Genomic DNA, 22,661 nt, shown 5'->3' with positions numbered 1-22,661 from the left:
GCTTCAGACGGTGTAGACGCCGCCCGCGGACACTGCGTGCACGGGGCCGGAGAATTCGGCCTTGGCCTCGGCGATGACGTCTTCGCGGGACGTCCACGGCGGTATGTGGGTGAGCAGCAGTTCGGCGACACCGGCGCGGTGTGCCACCTGACCGGCCTCGGTGCCCGAGAGGTGGATCCCTTCCGGCCGATCCGGGCTGTGCGTCCACGACGCCTCGGCGAGCAGTACGTCGGCCCCGCGGGCGAGGTCGATCACTTCTTCGCACATGCCGGTGTCGCCGGTGTAGACGAGGGTGCGCCCGGCGCCGTTGGTCACGCGGAACCCGTACGCCTCGGGCGGGTGGTTGACCCGGCGCGCGGTGATGGTGAGGTCGCCGAACGTGACCGGTTCACCGTCGGTCCAGTGGTGCAGGTCGATCGTGTCGGAGATGTCGTCGATGTCGCCGCCGCACTCCGCGGACGCGACGCCGATCCGGCGGGCGGTGTCGGACGGGCCGTAGACGAGTGCGCGACCCTTCGGCGGGTGCGGATGGTAGCGACGCCAGACGAGCAGTCCGGGAAGGTCGAGGCAGTGGTCCGCGTGCAGGTGACTGAGGAGGACGGATACCTCGCCGGGGTCGGCGAACCGCTGAAGCGCACCGAGGACACCGGGTCCGAAGTCGAGCACCAGCGGCGGTGTGTCCGGCGCGGTCAACAGATAACCCGATGCAGGTGAGTCTGGTCCGGAGACGCTCCCTGAACACCCCAGGACGGTAATGCGCATACCCGCCATGCTGCCACGACGACCCGTTTCGGAAAAAGCTTCCGACGGAATTGGCGAGTCGACCTCACAACCGATGGGGAACTGTGACCTGACCATGCCGATCTACCGTGAATCCGCCCCCGCTACCGTTCCCATGCCTCTTCGAGGACCTGGACCTGTGGGTCGTAGGTGCCGGTCGAGAGGTACTTCCATCCGGCGTCGGCGACCACGAACGCGATGTCGGCCCGCTGCCCCGTCTCGACGGCGGACCGCGCCACATCGAGTGCAGCATGGAGATTGGCGCCGGTGGAGGTGCCGGCGAAGATTCCCTCGACGTCGATCAGCTCGCGGGTGCGCTCGATCGCCTCGGCGTGACGTACCCGGAATCGCCGGGTGAGTACCGATTCGTCGTACAGCTCGGGCACGAATCCCTCGTCGATGTTGCGGAGGCCGCACACCATTTCCCCGAAGCGTGGTTCCGCGGCCACGATCTCGACGCCGTCGACGTGCTCGCGGAGAAACCGGCCCGTACCCATCAGTGTCCCGGTGGTGCCGAGCCCCGCTACGAAGTGGGTGATCTCGGGAAGATCCCGCAGGATTTCCGGCCCCGTGGTCTCGTAGTGCGCCATCGCGTTGGCCGGGTTGCCGTACTGGTAGAGCAGTACCCAGTCCGGATTCTCGTCCGACAGCCGCATCGCGACGGCGACGGCCTCGTTGGAACCACCCGCGGCCGGAGAGTCGATGATCCGAGCGCCGAACATCGTCAGCAGCTGGCGGCGCTCCATCGACGTGTTCTCGGGCATCACGCAGATCAGCTGGTAGCCCTTGAGTTTGGCGGCCATCGCCAGAGAGATACCGGTGTTGCCACTGGTCGATTCGAGAATCGTCGCCCCTGGAGTGAGACGGCCGTCCCGTTCGGCTTGCTCGATCATGCGTAGCGCCGGGCGATCCTTGATCGAACCGGTGGGATTGTGATCCTCGAGTTTGGCCCACAACCGCACCGGGCTGCTGCCGTTCCAGCGTGGCGACAGCCGGGGCAGGCCGACCAGAGGTGTGTTCCCGAGAGTGTCGATGTACGAATCGAACCTTGCCACGGCAGCGATCAGCCTTCCGTGACTACACAGTGAACGGACGGACACTCGCCGTCGACGTCGGGGGTCGAAACTGTGACAGCCATGATCAACTCCTGAGGGTGCGGTGGGGTGCGGCGACGGAGTTCCGCCGCTGGGGACGCCAGGACGTCGGCGACACGGTGTGTGCGCGAACCCGTGAGTTCGAACCACCTCCACCGGCCCTCCGTGACGACACTGTCGACAGCTCTGAACTACGCAGTTCCTGGGTGCCCGGATCTCGCGAGGAGCCTACCAGCAGGCCGCACGCTCAGCGGTCGGATGCGGCGTACACGCCGGGGGAACGCACACTCGCCGCGCGGGGGCCGCTCACCCGAACGACTGCGGTCCCAGCGCTTTCTGTGCCCGCTGTTTCCTGGCGTCCGCGGAGAGCATCCAGGCCGCGAGAACACCGCCGACGGCGCCGAACAGATGCCCCTGCCAGGACACACCGGGTGCGCTCGGTAGCACACCCCACAGCAGACTGCCGTAGACGACGAACACCACCACACCGACGAGGACCTGACCGAGGCTGCGGGCGAAGATTCCCCGGACCAGCAGGTAGGCGAGCCAACCGAAGATCAGGACGGAGGCGCCGATGTGGTTGGAATAGGAGCCACCGGTCAACCAGGTGCCCAGACCTCCGACCACCCAGACGATCCCGGTGGCGGCGAGGCCTCGGGCGATGCCCGACAGCAGCACGAGGAACCCGAGGATCAGCAGTGGGACGGTGTTCGCGACGAGGTGCGCCCAGTCGTCGTGCAGGACCGGGGCGAACAGAATCCCCCACAACCCGTCGATCGAGCGCGGTTCGACGCCATTCTGTTCGAGTCGCTCGTCGGACAGCACGTCGACGATCTCGATGACGTACAGCAGCATCGTGAAGGTGCCGACGAGGATCGCGGACTGCAGCCACAACGGCCTCGACTTCGACGAGGGGGTCGGCGATGCGCCACCCCTCGGCACCGGCGAGTCGAATCGCGAGGAATCGAACGACGAAGTCATGATCCACACACCCCTGTCGTCATGCCCACAACTGCCCTTCCAGTGCTTCTTCTGCTTCCTCGACCGTACCGCCGTATGCGCCGGTCGACAGATATTTCCATCCGCCGTCCGCGACGATGAACGCGATGTTCGCCGCGCGTTCGGCCTTGACGGCCTTGCGCGCGACCCCCAGCGCGGCGTGGAGGATCGCGCCGGTGGAGATGCCCGCGAAGATGCCCTCGTTGTCGATCAGTTGCCGGGTGCGGCGGACGGCGTCGGCGGGGCCGACGGAGAACCGCGAGGTGAGGACGGATTCGTCGTACAACTCGGGAACGAAGCCCTCGTCGATGTTGCGGAGGCCGTACACGAGTTCCCCGTAGCGGGGCTCGGCCGCCACGATCTCGATGCCGTCGACGTGTTCGCGCAGGTAGCGTCCCACCCCCATCAGGGTTCCGGTGGTACCGAGACCCGCGACGAAGTGGGTGATCTCGGGAAGGTCGCGCAGGATCTCGGGGCCCGTGGTCTCGTAGTGGGCCAGCGCATTCGCGGGATTGCCGTACTGGTACAACATCACCCACTCGGGGTGCTCCGCGGACAGCTCCTTCGCTACGGCCACAGCCTGATTCGAGCCACCGCGTGCGGGTGAGTCGATGATCTGCGCACCGAACATCGTCAGCAGTTGCCTGCGTTCCACCGACGTGTTCTCGGGCATGACGCAGATCAGGTGGTAGCCCTTGAGTTTCGCGGCCATCGCAAGCGAGATTCCGGTGTTCCCGCTGGTCGGTTCGAGGATCGTCGCCCCAGGTGTCAGGGTGCCGTCGTTCTCGGCCTGCTCGATCATGCGGAGGGCGGGCCGATCCTTCACCGAACCGGTGGGGTTGCGGTCTTCGAGCTTCGCCCACAGGCGGACCGGCGTAGCGCCGTTCCAACTCGGCGACAGGCGGGGCAGCCCGACGAGGGGTGTGTCGCCGAGGGTGTCGATCAGCGAATCGAACCGCGCCACGACCGCGATCAGCCTCCGGCGACGGCGGGCAGGATCGTCACGGAGTCCCCGTCGGCCACCTCGGTGTCGAGTCCGCCCGAGAATCGGACGTCCTCGTCGTTGACGTAGACGTTGACGAAGCGGTGCAGACGGCCGTCGTTGATCAGGCGGTCCTTGATGCCGCCGTAGTTGCCGTCGAGGTCGTCGATGACGGCGGAAAGTGTGGGACCTGTTGCCTCCACCCGCTTTTCACCGCCGGTGTGGGTACGCAGGATGGTCGGGATCGAAACTGTGACAGCCATGCTCGGCTCCTCGGGATGTGGGTGTCTTACCTGCCGTGGGCCCGTCGCGAGGGACGGCGCCGTCACTTGTCGGGGACGTCCGCAATGGAGGTGTGGGCGAACTTGTAGCTCTGGACCACGTCGACGGGTTCCTCGGTGACGACACCGTCGACGATGCGGTAGCTGCGCAGTTCGTGGGCGTCGGGGTCGCGGGTGGAGATCAGTACGTAGTGGGCGTCCGGTTCGGACGCGAAGGAGATGTCGGTCCGGCTGGGGTACGCCTCGGTGGCGGTGTGCGAGTGGTAGATCACGACGGGCACCTCGTCGGCGTCGTCCATCGCCCGCCACACCGTTAATTGCTCACCCGAGTCGAATCGGTAGAACGTCGGCGAACGCTCGGCATTGATCATCGGGATGTGCCGTTCGGGGCGGTCGGAGCCGTCCGGCCCGGCGATGACCCCGCACGCCTCGTCCGGGTGGTCGGCGCGCGCGTGCGCCACCATCGCCTCGACGAAGTCCGATCGAATCACCAGCACGTCATCCACCTCCGTGAGCGCCATCCTAGGTGCGCACCGGCGAGTCGGCCACCGACCGGCCGGTACCTCAGGAACGCAGTGCAGAGGGGAACAGTTCGCGGTAGGTGGGAATTCCCGCGACGGGGGTGGCGCTGAGCACGGCGTCGACGATGGCCTTCTCCACCACCTCGGCGGCCGCGGTGCAGACGGCGTCGACGACGGGCAGATCGGGCGGGAACGCGTCGGGCACTCCCGCCGGGTGGTGAACCGGGTGGATACCGGTGGAGAGAGCGAAGATCGTGTCGCCGTCGAGCGGCGAATGCGCCGGCCGGATCGCGCGGGCGAGCCCGTCGTGGCCCGCCACGGCGACGCGGCGTAACGCCGCCTTCCCCAGGACGGCATCGGTCGCGACGACCCCGATGGTCGTGTTGAGGACGGTGCTCTTGGCGATCAGGTCGCGCGCCGCCGACACCTCGGCGGCAACCGGGGGTCTGAGTCCGAACGCGGCTGCGCCCACGGTGGCGACACCCCAGGGCAGTCCGGTCGCCGGGTCGAACACTGTTCCGACGGGATTGGCCACCATCAGGGCGGACACCGTGATGCCCTTCGCCGGACCGTCCGTGACGACGACACTCGCCGTTCCGACACCGCCTTTGAGCGCGCCTGCACGCGCCCCGACCCCGGCGCCCACCGAACCGGAGAGCACGGTGTGCGATGCAGAATCTGCTGCCCGGTAACCGAATTCGGCGGTGGGACGCGTTCGCCAGTCGCCGACCGGCAGATCGAAGATCACGGCGGCGGGGACGATGGGAACCACCTGATCGGGCTCCCCCATGGCTATTCCGTGACCGTGCTCCTCGAGCCATCGCATGACGCCGTCGGCGGCGGCGAGTCCGTAGGCGCTGCCGCCGGTCAGGACGATCGCGTGAACCTTCCGGACGCTGTGACTGGGGTCGAGGAGATCGGTCTCCCGGGTGCCCGGTCCCCCGCCCCGGACGTCGACCGCACCGGTCGCGCCGTGTGGCGCGAGGACCACCGTGCACCCCGTGGCGGCACCGCTTCCGAGCGTGGCGTCCGCGTCGAGTTCGTGGTGGTGCCCGACGCTCAGGCCCACCACATCGACGAGCGAATCGGTGCGGCCCGGCGTCGTGGTCGTCACGGCGCGAGTGCCTGAACGAGCGAGTCCTGCATCCAGGTCAGCCAGTGGTAGATGTCGAGGTGCGGTGCGCGCGGATCGGCGGGATCGAGTTCGTCGGGCGTGTCGGCGTCGATGCCCAGGTTGGTGCCCAGCGCCAGCCGGACGTCGTTGAGAGCGCTGAGCCAGGCGTCGGCCTGCTCCGGCGTGAGCAGCACCTTGCCGCCGTTCTCGGGCACCGTGTGGAGAATGACCGAGCCCGCCGCCAGTTTGGCGTCGATGATCTCCGGTTCGTGGAGTCCACGCAGCGCACCGTTGATGTCGGCCTTCGATTCGGCGCGGATCTCGTCGTCGTCCGGGGCGTCCATGTCGGGACGGTGGAAGTCGGGCAGCAACCGCGCGAGGACCTCCTCGTCGGGTGCCGCCGTGTTGCCCGTCCGCATGCCGGTGAGCGCCGCGAGTTCGTCCTCCGGGGCGGACGCGGCCCGCTCCTCGAGGAGGCCGAGGACGGAGGCGACCAGCGATCGCAGCACCGTGGCCTCGTGCGCGTCCATCTCCGAACGCAGCTTCACACCGCCGAGCGAGTTCTTCCTGCTCCACATCCGCACGTCGTGTACCGAGTTCCTTACTGTCCGAACGGAAAGTTAGCTGCCGTCGCGCTGCATCGTGGCCCACAGGCCCGCCGCGTGCAGCTTGCGTACATCGCTTTCGACCTTGTCCCGGGAGCCGCTCGACACCACGGCCTTCCCCTCGGAATGGACCTGCATCATCAATTCCGTGGCCTTGGCTTTGCTGTACCCGAAGAGCTTCTGGAAAATGTAGGTGACGTAGTGCATCAAATTCACCGGATCGTCCCACACGACGGTGACCCAGGGACGATCATTGGCTTCATCGCTCTCGACGACCTCCGACTCTGCAGGGGTGACCTGCGGCGATGCCGGCATGGCATCCACGAATGGAGCTGTCGTCGAGCAATGAGCCATGACACCAGGGTACGACGCTCCTCCATTGGGCGACACCGCGGCTTACAGTGGCCGGGTGTCCAGAGACAGCACCGCCTTGTTCACCGACCAGTACGAGTTGACGATGCTGTCGGCGGCCCTCGCCGACGGTTCCGCCCACCGGAGCTGCAGTTTCGAGGTGTTCGCCCGCCGGCTTCCCGACGGCCGCCGGTACGGAGTCGTCGGTGGCACCGCCCGACTCGTTTCCGCGCTGTCGAACTTCCGCTTCGGTGAGCCGGAACTCGAGATCGTGTCCCGCTTCCTCGACGAGGGGACCGTCGCATGGCTGCGTGACTACCGCTTCAGCGGGGACATCGACGGCTACCGCGAAGGCGACTTCTACTTTCCCGGCTCCCCGATCCTCTCCGTCCGTGGAACGTTCGCCGAATGCGTCCTGCTCGAGACGCTGAGTCTGTCGATTCTCAACCACGACAGCGCGATCGCGTCCGCCGCCGCACGCATGGTCAGCGCCGCCGACGGACGCCCCATGATCGAGATGGGGTCGCGGCGCACCCACGAAGAATCCGCGGTGGCGGCGTCCCGCGCCGCCTACCTGGCGGGTTTCACGGCCACGTCGAATCTGGAGGCGGTCCGCAGGCACGGAGTGCCCGGCGCGGGTACCAGCGCGCACGCGTTCACCCTGTTGCACACCACCCCGGACGGGCCGGACGAGGCAGCGGCGTTCCGCGCGCAGGTCGCGGCGCTCGGAGTCGGAACCACACTCCTCGTCGACACCTACGACATCACCGAGGGCGTCAAGACTGCCGTCGAGGTCGCGGGACCCGAACTCGGGGGCGTCCGGATCGACTCCGGTGATCTGGGTGTCCTGGCCCGGCAGGTCCGCAGGCAACTCGACGACCTGGGTGCGACCGGGACGAAGATCGTCGTCTCCGGCGACCTCGACGAATACGCGATCGCCGCGTTGCGGGCCGAGCCGGTCGACGTCTACGGCGTCGGCACGTCCGTCGTCGTCGGCTCCGGTGCGCCGACCGCCGGAATGGTCTACAAACTCGTCGAGGTGGACGGCATCCCTGTCGAGAAGAGGAGCAGTAACAAGGCGTCTCGGGGCGGCACCAAGCGGGCGTTGCGATTCGCCCGTGACACCGGAACCCTGGTGGAGGAAGTCGTGTACTCGGCGCACTCGGATGCACCCGGTTCAGTCGGCCTCGAGGCGCGGGAACTGCTGGTCCCGCTGGTGCGGGGCGGTGAGACCGTCTGCGACACGACTACCCTGGAGGACAGCAGATCCCTCCTGGCGGCGGGCCTCGTCAGCCTTCCGTGGGAGGGCTTGAAGCTCTCCCACGGCGAGCCCGCGATCCCCGTGCGCTTCGCCGAACCCGAATCCCGGAGGGCACCATGACCGACATCTCTGACACCAACCTCCGGCGGGCGCTGCTCGTGGTCGACGTCCAGAACGACTTCTGCGAGGGCGGCTCCCTCGCCGTCGAGGGCGGTTCCGCGGTCGCGGCCGCGATCAGCCGCTTCCTGGCCGCAAACGAGTACGACGCCGTCGCCGCCACGATCGACCACCACATCGACCCGGGCCACCATTTCTCCGAGGAACCGGATTATGTCGACACCTGGCCGGTGCACTGCAAATCGGGAACGTCCGGCGCGGACTTCCACCCCGATCTCGACCTGAACTGCATCGAATCGGTGTTCTCCAAGGGCGAGTTCTCGGCGGCCTACTCCGGCTTCGAGGGCAGGAACTCCGACGGCCAGAGCCTGGAGAAATGGCTGCGTGCGGCCGGAGTCACCGAGGTCGACGTCGTGGGGATCGCCACCGATCACTGCGTGGTCGCGACGGCACTCGACGCCGTGGCCGCCGGGTTCCCGACGCGCGTCCACCTCCCCCTCACCGCCGGTGTCGCCCCCGCGACCGTCGAGGCCGCGATCACCGCGATGCGGGCCGCCGGTGTGCGCCTCGTGGGCCGCGCCGCGGACACCCCCTCGGACCGCGTGACGATTTCTGACGTAGGTCCCGAGTAACCTGCTCGGGTGCCTGAAAACCTCCCCAACGTCCCCGAGCTGTTGCGCACGGCGGTGCGGTCGCTGGGCGGCGCCGAGCGATCCAACCAGCTGACCATGGCTTCCGCCGTCGCGCATTCGATCGACACCGGGGAGCATCTGGCTGTCCAGGCGGGGACGGGCACCGGCAAGTCCCTCGCCTATCTGGTGCCGAGCGTCCGGCACGCGGTGCAGAGCGGGAAGACGGTCATCGTCTCGACGGCCACCATCGCACTGCAGCGTCAGCTGATCGACCGCGACATGCCGCGGCTCGCGGACGCACTCGAGGGTTCGCTCGGCCGGCGACCGCACTTCGCGATCCTCAAGGGCCGCAACAACTATCTGTGCATGAACAAGATCCACACCGGATCCGCCGAAGAGCCTCCCACGGACGAGCTGTTCGATCCGTTCGCGGTGTCGCGGCTCGGACGGGAGGTCCAGCGCCTCACCGAGTGGTCCTCGGACACCGAGACCGGTGACCGCGACGACCTGGCCCCCGGAGTCAGCGACAAGGCGTGGCGCCAGGTCAGCGTCACCGCCCGCGAATGTCTCGGCAAGTCCCGGTGCCCGGTCGGCGAGGACTGCTTCGCGGAGCGCGCCCGCGCGGAAGCCTCGCAGGTCGACGTGGTCGTCACCAATCACGCCCTGCTCGCCATCGACGCCATCACCGGAATCGCGATCCTCCCCGAACACGACGTCGTGGTCATCGACGAGGCGCACGAACTGGTCGACCGGGTGACGAACGTCGCCACCGCGGAGCTGGCGGCGTCGACGATCAGTGCCGCGGCGAGGCGCTGCGCGAAGCTCGTCGAGGAGCAGGACGCGGACCGTCTCGAGGCCGCGGGCGAGGGCTGGGCCGCCCTGCTCGAGGAGTTGCGGCCGGAACGGTGGGAGGCGTTGCCGCCCGGCGCGGCCCCCGCACTCGCCGCGGTCCGCGACGCCGCGTGGTCGCTGCGCACGGCCATCGGCCCGTCCCGTCCCGGTATGGCGTTGAGCGACCCGGAGGCCGCCGCGGCGCGCAACACCGCACTCGCTTCGGTCGAGGAGGTTCACGACAGCGCCGTCCGCGTTCTCAGTGCCTTCGACGAGCCGGATCCGGCCAAGCGTCACGACGTGGTGTGGCTGGCCGCCGACGACAACCGCGGGTCGATCCGGCGGGTGGTGCGGATGGCGCCGCTGTCGGTCGGCGGGCTGCTGCGTTCCCGGTTGTTCGCCGAATCGACGGTGGTCCTGACATCCGCCACGCTGACCGTGGGCGGGTCCTTCGACGGTCTGGCCGTCAACTGGGGACTTCCCGCCGAATCGTCCGTCGTGATCGATCCGGCCATGGCCACCGGCTCCGAGGCGCCGTCCGATTCGGGCACGCTCAAATGGAACGCCCTCGACGTCGGATCCCCGTTCGACCACGCCCGCGCCGGGATCATCTACATCGCGAAGCAACTCCCGCCGCCGGGGCGGGACGGCCTCTCCCCCACGTATCTCGACGAGATCGCCGAACTCGTCGAGGCGGCGGGCGGGCGCACGCTGGGATTGTTCTCGTCGATGCGGGCCGCCAAGGCCGCGTCCGAGGCGATGCGCGACCGGCTCGACACCCCGATCCTGTGTCAGGGCGACGACTCGACGGGCGCCCTCGTCCGGGCGTTCGCCGGCGACGAGCCGACGTCACTGTTCGGCACGCTGTCGCTGTGGCAGGGTGTCGACGTGCCGGGCCCGTCACTGAGCCTCGTGATCCTCGATCGCATCCCCTTCCCCCGCCCCGACGATCCGTTGCTGGTCGCCCGGCAGAAGGCCGTCGAGTCGCGCGGGGGAAACGGGTTCCTTTCCGTCGCAGCCAATCACGCGGCGCTGCTGCTCGCCCAGGGTGTGGGGCGTCTGCTGCGCAGCGTCGACGACAAGGGTGTGGTGGCCGTCCTCGATCCACGGCTCGCCACCGCCCGCTACGCCGGGTATCTGCGAGCCTCGCTGCCTCCGTTCTGGGAGACGTCCGATCCGGAAGTCGTGCGTAAGGCGCTGGGGCGGATCCGCGATTCGCGTCCCTGAACCGCTGTCGCGCACTGAGTCGGACAGCGGATCGGTGCGCACCTATGCTCGACCGATGGACCTTGCGATCTCAGTCCGCGGACTCACCAAGAAGTTCGGCGAAGTCCTCGCCCTCGACGGCCTCGATCTGGAGGTGAAGTCGGGTGAGGTGCACGGATTCCTCGGACCCAACGGCTCGGGCAAGTCCACGACCATCCGGGTGCTGCTCGGTCTCCTACGCGCCGACGGTGGTTCGGCGTCCGTTCTCGGTTCCGATCCGTGGCATGATTCCGTACCCTTGCATCGGCGACTCGCCTACGTCCCGGGGGATGTGAACCTGTGGCCGAATCTGTCCGGTGGCGAGGCGATCGACCTTCTCGGGCGGCTGCGCGGCGGACTCGATCCGGTCCGCCGGGCGTCGCTGATCGAGCGGTTCGAACTCGACCCCACCCGCAAGGGCCGCACCTATTCGAAAGGCAACCGGCAGAAGGTCGCTCTCGTGGCTGCGCTCGCCGCCGACACCGAACTCCTCATCCTCGACGAGCCGACGTCGGGCCTGGACCCGTTGATGGAGGCGGTGTTTCAGGAGTGCATCACCGAGTTCGCCCGCGGGGGGCGCACAGTGCTGTTGTCCAGCCACATCCTCGCCGAGGTCGATGCGCTGTGCCATGCCGTCACCATCATTCGCGCGGGCAAGACCGTGCAGGCGGGAACGCTGTCCGAACTGCGCCATTTCACCCGCACCACGGTGACGGCGACCACCCGGATCAAGCCCACCCCCATCGCGAATGTCCCCGGCGTGCACAACCTGCAGAAGGGTGAGGACGCGAACACGGTCACGTTCGACGTCGATTCCGATCAGATCGACCCGGTCATGACCACGCTGACGGGGCTGGGCATCGTCTCGATCACCGCCAACCCTCCGACGCTCGAAGACCTGTTCCTCCGCGAGTACCGCGACGAGGTCGAGGCGCTCGGGATCGGACGGCCGCAGTGAGTCGCCTGAGTGGAACGGGTGTGCTCGCCGAACTGGCGGTGCGCACCGACCGGGTCCGGATTCCGGTGTGGACGGTCGCGGTGGCGGGCCTCACCGTCCTGATCGCGTCGAGTTACTCCACCATCTACCCGACCGCCGAATCCCGGCAGGCCCGTGCCGAACTCATCTCGTCCCCGGCCGCCACGGCACTCGCCGGACCGGGGTACGGCCTCGACGACTACACGCTCGGTGCGATGGTGGCCAACGAGATCGCCGGCATGACGATGGTGGCCGTGGCGATCATGTCGGTGCTCCTGGTGACGCGGCATCTGCGGGCCGAGGAGGAGTCCGGCCGCACGGAACTGGTACGCGCCGGTGTCGTCGGCCGGTATGCGGGAATCACGGCAGGGTTGCTCTCCGCGGCGCTCGCCAATGTGTTCGTCGCTCTTCTGCTCGTCATCGGGCTGCTCGGGGTGGGGCTGCCTCCGGCGGGTTCGCTGAACATGTCCGCGGGTGTGCTGGTGGTGGGCCTCGTGTTCACCTCGCTGTCGGCGCTGGCCTCCCAGTTCACCGAACACGCCCGCACTGCGAGCGGTGTCGGGATCTCCGCGATCATCATTGCGTATCTGCTGCGTGCGGTGGGCGACGTGCAACAGGGACACAGCGGGAGCCTGCTGACGTGGGTGTCGCCGATCGGCTGGTCGCAGGCCACCCGCGCCTACGTCGACGAACGCTGGTGGCCGTTGCTGATCGGCATCGTCGCAGCGGCGCTGACCGTCGCGTGCGCGTATGCCGCGATCGGTCGCCGGGACGTCGGGGCGGGGCTGCTTCCCCCGCGGGCCGGGCGCGCCGAGGCGTCGCCCCGCCTGACCGGTGTCACCGCGCTGGCGGCGCGTCAGCAGCGCGGCCAGATCCTCGCCTGGGGTGTCGGTGTGTTCGCGCTGTCGCTGCCCATCGGTTCACTCGGCAGGCAGATCAGCGATTTCATCGACCAGGATCCCGATCTCGCACAGCTGCTGCCGGGTGGCGCCGCGGCGGCGGCCGACGGTGCCTTCGCCCTGTATCTGGTGTTCCTGGTGGTGATGGCGGCGATGTACGCCGTCGGTGCCGTCATATCCATCCGCTCGGAGGAATCGTCCGGTCGCGCCGAGGAGGCACTGGCCACCCCCGTGTCGCGGGTGTCGTGGCTCGGCGGCCAGCTGGCCGTGATCGCGGGTGCGGCCGTCGCGATCGCCGTGGCGGCGGGGGTCGGCATGGGGATCACCGCGGCGTTCACGCTGTCCGATGCGGGCGCGCTCGGCCGGTTGATCGGCGCAGCCCTGAACACCGTGCCGGCGGTGCTCGTGCTCGTCGGTTCCTGCGCGGCCGTCTACGGACTCATCCCCCGCGCGCTGCCGGCGTTGTGGGCCTTCCTGGGCTATGTTCTGGTCGCCGGAATGTTCGGGGAAGTCCTCCCGGACTGGTTCGGGGTGTTCTCCCCCTTCCACTACACGCCGACCCTGCCTGCCGAGAGTTTCTCGGCCACTCCCCTCGTGGTCCTGCTGCTTCTCGCGGCGGCCCTGTTCCTCGCCGCCGTCACCGGATTCCAACGCCGGGACGTCGGCCGGTGACGGCTCGGTAGCGCCGGTCAGGGGTTCGGCACCGTCACCAGACCCAGCTCCGACGGGTCGACGAGCAGTCTGTGGTGCGGCAGGACCCGCACCGTGTATCCGACCGACCCGGACAGCGGCAGGGCCAGGTCGGCGACGAACAGTTCCCCCGACTCGTCCGAGGCGGAGTGGGTCATCGGGACCGTCACGATGTCGGTGAGCTCCTCGTCCGGTCCGGCCTTCCCGATCACGGCCTGCACGGTGACGTCCGAGACGGCCAGTTCGCCGAGGCGGATGCGGGCACGGAGCACCAGATTGGCTCCGATCTCGGGGGTGTCGGGCAGCCCGGCGCCGTCGACCTGCAGGACCGTCACCGACGGCCAGGCGGCCTCGACGCGGCGACGGTACGCGGCGAGTTCACGGACGCCGGCGAAGTTCTCTTCAGCCACCGTCCGGGCCGATTCGGCGGCGGGCGCGTAGTACTGGACGGCGTAGTCGCGCACCATTCGCGACGCGAGCACCTTGGGTCCGAGGTTTTGCAGTGTGTGACGGACCATCTCCACCCACCGCACCGGCAGGCCGTCCGCGCGGTCGTAGAACCTCGGCAGGACGGCGCGCTCGAGCAGTTCGTACAGTGCGCTGGCCTCGAGATCGTCACGCCGCGTCTCGTCGAGAACGCCGTCCGCGGTCGGGATGGCCCAGCCGTTCTCGCCGTCGAACATCTCGTCCCACCAGCCGTCACGGATCGACAGGTTCAGTCCGCCGTTGAGGGCGGACTTCATGCCCGACGTGCCACACGCCTCGAGCGGGCGCAGCGGATTGTTGAGCCACACGTCGCAACCCCAGTAGAGGTACCGCGCCATCGACATGTCGTAGTCGGGGAGGAAGGTGATGCGGTGCCGGACGTCGGCGGCGTCGGCGAAACGCACGACCTGCTGGATGAGGGCCTTCCCGCCGTCGTCCGCGGGGTGGCTCTTCCCGGCCACCACCAGCTGCACGGGGCGCTTCTCGTCGAGGAGCAGGGCCCGGAGCCGCTCGGGGTCGCGCAGCATCAGCGTCAATCGCTTGTAGGTGGGCACCCGCCGGGCGAAGCCGACGGTGAGCACGTTCGGGTCGAACACCTCGTCCGTCCAGCCGAGTTCGGCGGACGTGGCGCCGCGTTCGATCCAGGATGCGCGTACCCGGCGGCGCACTTCCTCGACCAGTTTCCCGCGCAGCGTGTTGCGGGTCGACCACAGCTCCTCGGCGGACAGGTCCTGCAGCCGCTCCCATCCGCGAGCCTCCTCCACCAGTTCGGGGCCCAGGATGCGGGTGGCGAGATCGATCCATTCCGGTGCGGCCCAGGTGGGCGCGTGGACACCGTTGGTCACCGAGCCGATCGGCACCTCCTCGGCGTCGAATCCCTGCCACAGCGGCTGGAACATCTCGCGGCTGACGATGCCGTGCAGCTTGGACACACCGTTAGCCCGTTGCCCGAGCCGCAGGCCCATGTGGGCCATGTTGAACACCGACGGATCCGGTTCGCGGCCGAGTCCGAGGATCCGGTCGATCGTCAGCCCCGGCAGCAGCGAGGATTCGTTCGCACCGTTGTCGCCGCCGAAGTAGTGCCGCACGAGGTCGGCCGGGAACCTGTCGATTCCCGCGGGAACCGGGGTGTGGGTCGTGAAGACCGTGCCTGCCCGGACCGTGGCCAGCGCCTCGTCGAAGTCGAGCCCGCCGGTGGTGACCAGTTCACGGATCCGCTCGATGCCGAGGAAACCCGCATGTCCCTCGTTCATGTGGAAGACGGCGGGGTCGGGCAGACCGTAGGCGTGGGTGTAGGCGCGCACGGCACGGACACCGCCGATACCGGCGAGGATCTCCTGTTTGATGCGGTGATCCTGGTCGCCGCCGTACAGACGGTCGGTGACGCCTCGCATCTCGGCGTCGTTCTCCGCGATGTCGGAGTCGAGCAGCAGCAGCGGGACCCGTCCCACCTGGGCGATCCACACGCGGGCGCGCAGAACCCGGCCACCGGGGATGGCGACGTGGACGAGGACGGGCGCCCCATCGGACGACTGCGGCCCGGACTCGGTGAGCAGCCGCAGCGGCAGGCCCTGCGGGTCGTGCGGCGGGTAGTGCTCGGCCTGCCAGCCGTCCGCGGTCAGCGACTGCCGGAAGTAACCCGAGCGGTACAACAGGCCGACACCGATCAGCGGCAGGCCCAGATCGGACGCCGCCTTCAGGTGGTCGCCCGCGAGAATTCCGAGCCCGCCGGAGTAGTTGGGCAGCACCTCGCTGACCCCGAACTCCATTGAGAAATACGCGATCCCACCGTCCAGCGACACACCCTTGGCCTGCTGGTTCTGATACCAGCGGGGCCGGGACAGGTAGTCGTCGAGGTCGGCGGCGGCGGCGTCGAGCCGGGCCAGGAACGCGACGTCCTCGGCCAGTTCGTCCAGGCGCGCCGGATCGACCTCACCGAGCATCCGGACCGGGTCGAACTGCACCTGCCGCCACAGCTCCGCGTCCAGCAATCCGAACAGTTCCTGCGTGGCCGGATGCCACGACCAGCGAAGATTGGTGGACAGCGGACCGAGGGCAGCGAGCCGCTCCGGAAGGTGGGCTCGGACAGTGAACCGACGCAAGGCTTTCACCTCGCGAACGATAACGCACTACGGGCGTCGTTGCGCCGTGTCGGGGCGGGTCGACGTCAGATCTGCAATACGGACAGGAACCGGTCGACTCCATTACGGTTGAACGGGCGGCCCAGCCCACGAGCCGCCGGCAACTTCCGGCTATGGAACGGAGCCCAGCGTGACAGGTCGACTCGGTATCGACGACGTGGAACCGAACATCGGGTGCGGTCGGTATCCCGCCAAGGCCGTTGTGGGTGAGGTGTTTCCCGTCCGGGCAACCGTGTGGCGTGAAGGTCACGACGCCGTGGCCGCCACGCTCGCGGTGCGGGGACCGCGCAGTGCCGCGTCGGGCGGCTCCGCGACCTTCCGCATTCCGATGACCGGCGGTCCGGTGCCCGACACCGTCGACGGTTCCTTCACCCCGACCGGCGAGGGCGTCTGGACGTTCCGGATCGAGGCCTGGAGTGATCCGGTCACCACGTGGAAGCACGCGGTCGAGGCCAAGCTGGCGGTGGGACAGGGGCCGGCCGAACTGGCCAACGACCTCGAGATTGGTGCGCGGTTGTTCGAGCGTGCCGCGAAGGGCGTCCCCCGCGCGGACCGCTCGCGGCTCGCCGGGGTCGCGGCGTCGCTGCGTTCCGACCGTCACCTCTCCGAACGCGTGGCCCCGGCGTTCGGGTCGGACGTCACCGAACTGCTGCGCGCACATCCGCTGCGCGATCTCGTCACGAAGAGCGAACCGCACACCGTGCTCGTCGATCGCACGCGTGCCCTGTTCGGGTCGTGGTACGAGTTCTTCCCGCGATCCACCGGCGGCTGGGACGAGGACGGCAAGCCGCGGCACGGCACGTTCGCCACGTCGGTGGCCGCGCTTCCCCGCATTGCGTCGATGGGATTCGACGTGGTGTACCTGCCGCCCATCCACCCGGTCGGCAAGATCAACCGGAAGGGCCCCAACAACACTCTGACACCGGGCCCCGACGACGTCGGTTCGCCGTGGGCCATCGGCTCGGACGAGGGCGGCCACGACGCGATTCATCCCGAGCTCGGGACGATGCGCGATTTCAAGGCGTTCATCGCTGCCGCCCGGAAGCTGCACATGGAGGTGGCGATCGACCTGGCCCTGCAGGCCGCACCGGACCATCCGTGGGCGAAGAAACACCCCGAATGGTTCACCGTGCTCCCCGACGGCACCATCGCCTACGCCGAGAATCCGCCGAAGAAGTACCAGGACATCTACCCGGTCAACTTCGACGACGACCGCGACGGCATCTACGCGGAGGTCCTGCGGGTCGTCCGGCACTGGGTTGCGGCGGGCGTCAAGATCTTCCGGGTCGACAACCCGCACACCAAGCCGCCGGACTTCTGGGAGTGGCTGATCGCCGAGGTCAAGAAGTCGGATCCGGACGTCCTGTTCCTGTCCGAGGCGTTCACCCGTCCCGCGCGGCTGTACGGTCTCGCCCGCCGCGGTTTCACCCAGTCCTACACGTATTTCACGTGGCGGACGGCCAAGTGGGAGCTGACGGAGTTCGGCAAGGAGATCGCCGCCAAGGCCGACGAGGCACGCCCCAACCTCTTCGTCAACACCCCGGACATCCTGCACGAGAGCCTGCAGACCGGTGGCCCGGGAATGTTCGCCCTGCGCGCCGCGCTGGCGGCGACCCTGTCGCCCACCTGGGGTGTGTACTCGGGATACGAACTGTACGAACATGTTCCGGTGCGACCGGGAAGTGAGGAGTACCTCGACTCGGAGAAGTATCAGTTGCGGCCCCGCGATTTCGAGGGTGCCGCCGCGCGCGGCGAGTCCCTCGAACCGTGGATCACCGCGCTCAACCGGATCCGCAGGCAGCATCCGGCACTGCAGCAGTTGCGCAACATCCATTTCCACCACGCCGACAACGACGCCCTGATCGCCTACTCCAAGTTCGACGCCACCACCGGGGATGCCGTACTGACGGTGATCAACCTCAACCCGTACGGCGCCGAGCAGGGCAACGTGTGGCTGGACATGCCCGCGCTGGGCCGCGACTGGCACGACCACCTGACCGTGCTCGACGAGGTCACCGGGGAGCAGTATCACTGGGGGCAGACCAACTTCGTGCGCCTGGAGCCCTGGCGCGCGGTGGCCCATATCCTGGCATTACCGTCGATCCCCTATCCGGCCAGAACGAAACTGGCCTACCGCGGAGGTACATAGTGACCGTCGAACCGCCTGTCGCCATCGCACCGGACGCCGCCGACCTCGACCTGCTGTCCCGGGGCGAGCACCACAACCCGCACTCGATCCTGGGCGCGCATCCGCACCCCGACGGCACGGTGATCCGCGCACTGCGCCCCCACGCCGAGGCCGTCGACGCCGTCATCGGCGGGACGAGCTTCTCCCTGGAACACCTGGCGCACGGTGTGTGGGGTGCACTCGTCCCGTACCGGGATCTGATGGACTACCGGCTGTCGACGACGTGGCCGGGTGGTCACAACGACGTCTCCGCCGACGGGTACCGGTTCCTGCCCACGCTCGGGGAACTCGACCTGCACCTGTTCGGTGAGGGCAGGCACGAGCGGCTGTGGGAGATCCTCGGCGCGCACCGCCGCCGCTACGACACCCCCGACGGCACCGTCACGGGCACCTCGTTCGCCGTGTGGGCTCCCAATGCCCGCGGGGTGAGTGTGATCGGCGATTTCGACGGGTGGGGTGGGCGGCACTACCCGATGAGGGTGCTCGGGTCCACCGGGGTGTGGGAGTTGTTCATTCCCGGCATCGAGGTCGGCGACCTGTACAAGTTCCGGGTCCACGGACCCGACGGCAGTGTGCGCGACAAGGCCGATCCCATGGCGTTCGCGACCGAGGTCCCGCCCGCCACGGCGTCCCGGGTGTCGGTGAGCACGTACGAATGGAACGACGCCGAATGGCTGGCGCAGCGCGCGGCCACCGAGCCGGCGCAGTCCCCGATGAGCGTGTACGAGGTTCATCTCGGTTCGTGGCGGCCCGGGCTGAACTACCGCGAGATGGCCGAACAACTCGCTGCCCACGTCACCGAGACGGGATTCACGCACGTCGAACTGTTGCCGGTCGCCGAGCACCCGTTCGGCGGTTCGTGGGGATACCAGGTCACGTCGTACTACGCACCCACGTCACGGTTCGGCTCCCCCGACGACTTCCGGTGGTTCGTCGACCACCTGCACGCCGCCGGCATCGGAGTCATCGTCGACTGGGTTCCCGCCCACTTCCCGAAGGACGAGTGGGCGCTGGCACGTTTCGACGGCACACCACTCTACGAGCACAGCGATCCCCAGCGCGGCGAGCAGCTCGACTGGGGAACGTATGTGTTCGATTTCGGGCGGCGCGAGGTGCGCAACTTCCTCGTCGCGAACGCGCTGTACTGGCTCGACCAGTTCCACGTGGACGGTCTGCGCGTCGACGCGGTGGCATCGATGCTGTACCTCGACTATTCGCGGCCGGAGGGCGGTTGGACGCCGAACATCCACGGCGGCAGGGAGAACCTCGAGGCCGTCGCCTTCCTGCAGGAGACCAACGCCACGGTCCACAAGCAGCACCGCGGGGTCGTCACCATCGCCGAGGAGTCGACGGCGTGGCCGGGTGTCACCCGTGCGACCAACGTCGGCGGTCTCGGTTTCAACATGAAATGGAACATGGGGTGGATGCACGACACCCTCGGTTTCATGGCACACGATCCCGTCCACCGCAGCTATCACCATCACGAGATCACGTTCTCCCTGATGTACGCGTGGAGCGAAAACTATCTGCTGCCCATCAGCCACGACGAGGTGGTGCACGGCAAGGGCACACTGTGGACGCGGATGCCCGGCGACGACTACGCGAAGGCCGCCGGTGTACGCGCTCTGCTGGCGTACATGTGGTCGCATCCCGGCAAGCAACTGCTGTTCATGGGTCAGGAATTCGGGCAGACCGGGGAGTGGTCCGAGGAGCGCGGACTCGACTGGTACCAGCTCGACGACCCGTACACCGGCGGCTTCCACCGCGGTCTGCTCCGGCTCGTCCACGACCTCAACGCCACGTACCGCGAGCGCCCGGCGCTGTGGACTCTCGACACCTCACCGGGCGGCTTCTCCTGGATCGACGCCAACGACACCGCGAACAACGTCCTGAGCTTCCTGCGCTACGGCACCGACGGGTCGATCCTGGCCTGCCTGTTCAATTTCTCGGGTTCCCCGCATGCGAATTATCGTGTGGGCTTGCCAGAACGGGGCGAATGGCGTGAAATTCTCAACACCGACGCCGAGGTCTACGCGGGATCGGGTTGGGGAAATCTCGGTGCGGTGACGGCAACGTCGCAGCCGTGGCACGGCCGTCCCGCCTCCGCAGAGGTGGCACTGCCCGCGAACGGCGCGATCTGGATGAGTCTGGAGCGTTGATGAAGGCACGGCCTTGCTGACCCGGCGTCGGCAGTGGGCTGCGAGCATGGGCGTTCTGGCCGTGACTGCGGTCGTCCTGTCCGGGTGTACGCGGTCGGTGGACGGCGAGGCCGCGTCCATCTACGACGATCCGTTCAAGGTGGCGGGTCTGGATGCCACGTCGGGTCCGAGCGGTGCCCGCAAGGGCGTGCCCGACGCCGACCTCCCCGTCACCGGCAGCGACGACGGTGACATCGACACGATGGCCGCCAACGCGGTGAGCGACATCGAGGACTACTGGCGCACCGAGTTCCCGGCGCTGTTCCAGCGCAACTTCGAGCCGGTCGAGGAACTGATCTCCTGGGATCCGCGCGAGTCCGACGGCCCGCGCTTCTGCGGCGACAGCACGGAGGAGCTCCTCAACGCCGGCTACTGCAGCACCGACCACACGATCGGCTGGGACCGGGCGCTGCTGCTGCCCGAGGTCGTGGAGAAGTTCGGTGTCGTCGCCGCCGTTTTCGTGCTGGCACACGAGTACGGGCACGCTGTCCAGACGAAGGCGGGTATCGCCGACGAGAACGTGGGCGGCGGCATCGTGCGGGAACAGCAGGCCGACTGCTTCGCGGGGGCGTTCATGCGGTACATCGCGGAAGACAAGGCGACCCACTTCACGCTGAACACGTCGGACGGGCTGAACAAGGTACTCGCGTCCGCGGTGGCCATCGGGGACACCGACCCGAACGATCCCGACAACGTGCACGGCTCGGCGTTCGAACGCGTCACCGCCACCCAGATCGGATTCACGGACGGTCCGGCATCGTGCACGCGCATCGACGAGAAGGAGATCGACTCACGTCGCGCGGATCTGCCTCAGCGATTCGCCGACGAGACCGACGACGGCGAACTCCCCGTCACCGAGGAGTCCCTCGAGGCGTTCTTCACGTCCTTCCAGCAGATCTTCGATCTCAGCGATCCCCCCACGCTGCAACTCGACGGCGCCGACCTCGACTGCGCGGACGCCGATGCGACCGAACCGGTGTCGTACTGCCCGGCCACCAACACGATCGGGGTCAGTGTCGATGCCCTCGCCGAACGCGGCACACCGGGACGCCAGGGCAGGCGCGAACTCTTCCAGACCAAGCTCACCGGCGACTACAACGCGTACGTCCTGCTCGCCTCGCGGTACACCCTGGCGTTGCAGCGGGACCGGGGCAACGATCTGCACTCACCCCAGACCGCGCTGCGAGCCGCCTGCCTTTCGGGTGTCATCACCAGCGCGTTGAGCCCGGACAGTCCCGCCACCCTGGAGGCGGGCAGCGTGTGGCTGTCGCCCGGCGACCTCGACGAGGCCGTCTCGGGGCTGCTCACCGACGGACTCGCCGCGAGTGACGTCAACGGGGAGACCGTGCCGAGCGGATTCTCCCGGGTGGACGCGTTCCGCACCGGAGTGCTCGGCGGCGAGCAGGCCTGCGAGGGCCGGTACCGCTGACCGTCCCCCGCGTGACGCCACCCGGCCGCCGTCTCAGATCTCCCGGTAGCCGAGCGCCGCGGAGATCCGCCCGGCGGCCCGGCACACGACCGGCACGAGGCCGCGCATCCGCTCGTCGGGCATGTACGGGCTCGTGGCCGACACGCTGATCGCACCGACGATCGCGCACGACGCGTCCCGCACCGGTGCCGCCACGCAGCGGATTCCGGGTTCGTTGTCCTCGAGGTCCATCGCCGCACCCCTCCGCGCGTAGTCCTCCATGCGCGCGCGGAAGTCCGCCAATCCGCGGGGGCTCGGTGGCCGGGCTCCCTGCGCGGCATCGCTCTCGTACAGCGCATCCCAGCGGTCGGCCGAGTCCAGCAGCAGCGCCTTTCCGACACCGGCGCGGGTCAGCGGCATGCGGTGACCGATGCGGGAGCGCATCTCGGCGCCCCGCGACCCCGGCAGTTTGTCGAGATACAGCACCGAGCCGCCGTCCTCGACCGCCAGGTGCACGGTGTCGTGGACGTGCGCCGACAATTCCTCGAGGATCGGGCGCGCGACGACGGGCAGCGGGTTGCCGTGCAGCGCCTTGAAACCCAGTTCGATCAACGTCGGCCCGAGTGTGTAGCCACGGCTTCCGCTCCGGAGATAGCCCTCGTGGACCAGTAACTGCACGAGCCGGTGCGCTGTGCTGCGCCCCAGCCCGGTGCTCTCGACGACCGCGCGGAGATCCTGGGCCCCGTCGGAGACGGCGCGGACGACTGCCAGCCCCCGGGCGAGTGTCTGCGTGCCGGGTGGAATGTCGTACGTCGGATTCGCCACACCCCACTGTCCCACATATAGGGACCGTATTCGTCAT

At 68.4% G+C, this 22,661-nt stretch carries 19 protein-coding genes; 8 read left to right on the top strand and 11 right to left on the bottom strand.

The features are described 5' to 3' along the window. Positions 1-3 precede the first annotated feature (3 nt). The 9 genes from OYT95_RS31505 to clpS all read right to left on the bottom strand — a co-directional run bounded on the left by OYT95_RS31505 (position 4) and on the right by clpS (position 6,730). Complete coding sequence (locus OYT95_RS31505; protein ID WP_176582586.1) at positions 4-762, bottom strand: cyclic nucleotide-degrading phosphodiesterase; 759 nt, start codon at positions 760-762, stop codon at positions 4-6. A gap of 122 nt (positions 763-884) precedes the next feature. Next, a complete protein-coding gene (locus OYT95_RS31500) occupies positions 885-1,835 on the bottom strand; it encodes a PLP-dependent cysteine synthase family protein (RefSeq protein ID WP_112300638.1) in 951 nt (316 codons plus the stop codon). 345 nt (positions 1,836-2,180) lie between these two features. After that, positions 2,181-2,855: a rhomboid family intramembrane serine protease gene (locus tag OYT95_RS31495; RefSeq protein ID WP_128642401.1), complete on the bottom strand. Its 675-nt coding sequence runs from the start codon at positions 2,853-2,855 to the stop codon at positions 2,181-2,183. Between the two features lie 19 nt (positions 2,856-2,874). After that, a complete protein-coding gene (locus tag OYT95_RS31490) occupies positions 2,875-3,837 on the bottom strand; it encodes a PLP-dependent cysteine synthase family protein (protein ID WP_037236431.1) in 963 nt (320 codons plus the stop codon). Positions 3,838-3,845: 8 nt separating this feature from the next. Continuing rightward, positions 3,846-4,118 carry a MoaD family protein gene (locus OYT95_RS31485; protein WP_009474135.1) on the bottom strand — a complete coding sequence of 91 codons (273 nt, stop codon included), beginning with the start codon at positions 4,116-4,118 and terminating at the stop codon, positions 3,846-3,848. A gap of 62 nt (positions 4,119-4,180) precedes the next feature. After that, positions 4,181-4,657, bottom strand: a complete 477-nt coding sequence (locus tag OYT95_RS31480) for a Mov34/MPN/PAD-1 family protein (RefSeq protein WP_112300640.1) — start codon at positions 4,655-4,657, stop codon at positions 4,181-4,183. Between the two features lie 43 nt (positions 4,658-4,700). Next, a complete protein-coding gene (locus OYT95_RS31475) occupies positions 4,701-5,771 on the bottom strand; it encodes a P1 family peptidase (protein ID WP_037236433.1) in 1,071 nt (356 codons plus the stop codon). Then, complete coding sequence (aosR, locus tag OYT95_RS31470) at positions 5,768-6,355, bottom strand: oxidative stress transcriptional regulator AosR (protein ID WP_037236435.1); 588 nt, start codon at positions 6,353-6,355, stop codon at positions 5,768-5,770. Before aosR ends, OYT95_RS31475 begins: the two co-directional genes overlap by 4 nt. 36 nt (positions 6,356-6,391) lie before the next feature. After that, a complete protein-coding gene (clpS, locus tag OYT95_RS31465; RefSeq protein ID WP_128641843.1) occupies positions 6,392-6,730 on the bottom strand; it encodes an ATP-dependent Clp protease adapter ClpS in 339 nt (112 codons plus the stop codon). On the opposite strand from clpS, the gene OYT95_RS31460 reads away from it, so the two are divergent. The 5 genes from OYT95_RS31460 to OYT95_RS31440 are packed head-to-tail and all read left to right on the top strand — an operon-like array spanning position 6,729 to position 13,360. Continuing rightward, positions 6,729-8,108 carry a nicotinate phosphoribosyltransferase gene (locus OYT95_RS31460; protein WP_128641842.1) on the top strand — a complete coding sequence of 460 codons (1,380 nt, stop codon included), beginning with the start codon at positions 6,729-6,731 and terminating at the stop codon, positions 8,106-8,108. The two genes, clpS and OYT95_RS31460, sit on opposite strands and share 2 nt — an antisense overlap. Continuing rightward, positions 8,105-8,737, top strand: a complete 633-nt coding sequence (locus OYT95_RS31455) for an isochorismatase family protein (RefSeq protein ID WP_112300643.1) — start codon at positions 8,105-8,107, stop codon at positions 8,735-8,737. The genes OYT95_RS31460 and OYT95_RS31455 overlap by 4 nt, the downstream gene beginning before the upstream one ends. A 9-nt stretch (positions 8,738-8,746) precedes the next feature. Next, positions 8,747-10,795 (top strand): ATP-dependent DNA helicase, encoded by a 2,049-nt coding sequence (locus OYT95_RS31450; RefSeq protein ID WP_005262018.1) that lies wholly within the window; start codon positions 8,747-8,749, stop codon positions 10,793-10,795. 55 nt (positions 10,796-10,850) lie between these two features. Further along, positions 10,851-11,771 carry an ABC transporter ATP-binding protein gene (locus tag OYT95_RS31445; RefSeq protein WP_268790009.1) on the top strand — a complete coding sequence of 307 codons (921 nt, stop codon included), beginning with the start codon at positions 10,851-10,853 and terminating at the stop codon, positions 11,769-11,771. Then, a complete protein-coding gene (locus OYT95_RS31440) occupies positions 11,768-13,360 on the top strand; it encodes an ABC transporter permease (RefSeq protein ID WP_268790008.1) in 1,593 nt (530 codons plus the stop codon). The genes OYT95_RS31445 and OYT95_RS31440 overlap by 4 nt, the downstream gene beginning before the upstream one ends. Positions 13,361-13,377: 17 nt before the next feature. On the opposite strand, the gene glgP is transcribed toward OYT95_RS31440, so the two are convergent. Next, positions 13,378-15,975, bottom strand: coding sequence for an alpha-glucan family phosphorylase (gene glgP / locus OYT95_RS31435; RefSeq protein WP_268790007.1), 2,598 nt, complete (start codon positions 15,973-15,975; stop codon positions 13,378-13,380). Between the two features lie 160 nt (positions 15,976-16,135). Here glgP and OYT95_RS31430 point away from each other — a divergent pair, with 160 nt between their 5' ends. Genes OYT95_RS31430 through OYT95_RS31420 form a run of 3 tightly spaced genes read left to right on the top strand, consistent with a single transcriptional unit; the run spans position 16,136 to position 21,820 of the window. Continuing rightward, positions 16,136-18,154: an alpha-1,4-glucan--maltose-1-phosphate maltosyltransferase gene (locus OYT95_RS31430; RefSeq protein ID WP_112300753.1), complete on the top strand. Its 2,019-nt coding sequence runs from the start codon at positions 16,136-16,138 to the stop codon at positions 18,152-18,154. Further along, on the top strand, positions 18,154-20,352 hold the full coding sequence (gene glgB, locus OYT95_RS31425) for a 1,4-alpha-glucan branching protein GlgB (RefSeq protein ID WP_268790006.1): 2,199 nt from the start codon (positions 18,154-18,156) through the stop codon (positions 20,350-20,352). Before OYT95_RS31430 ends, glgB begins: the two co-directional genes overlap by 1 nt. A gap of 46 nt (positions 20,353-20,398) precedes the next feature. Further along, complete coding sequence (locus tag OYT95_RS31420; protein WP_268790005.1) at positions 20,399-21,820, top strand: neutral zinc metallopeptidase; 1,422 nt, start codon at positions 20,399-20,401, stop codon at positions 21,818-21,820. Positions 21,821-21,853: 33 nt separating this feature from the next. On the opposite strand, the gene OYT95_RS31415 is transcribed toward OYT95_RS31420, so the two are convergent. Further along, the gene (locus OYT95_RS31415; protein ID WP_052033398.1) at positions 21,854-22,639 is read right to left on the bottom strand and encodes an IclR family transcriptional regulator; all 786 of its coding nucleotides are present in this window, start codon (positions 22,637-22,639) and stop codon (positions 21,854-21,856) included. Positions 22,640-22,661: the final 22 nt, after the last annotated feature.

Origin of the sequence: Rhodococcus sp. JS3073, from assembly GCF_026810085.1 — a bacterium.
Classification (GTDB): domain Bacteria; phylum Actinomycetota; class Actinomycetes; order Mycobacteriales; family Mycobacteriaceae; genus Rhodococcus_F; species Rhodococcus_F wratislaviensis.
Note: the sequence above shows the minus strand (reverse complement) of the source record. Positions and strands in the feature narration are given on the sequence as shown.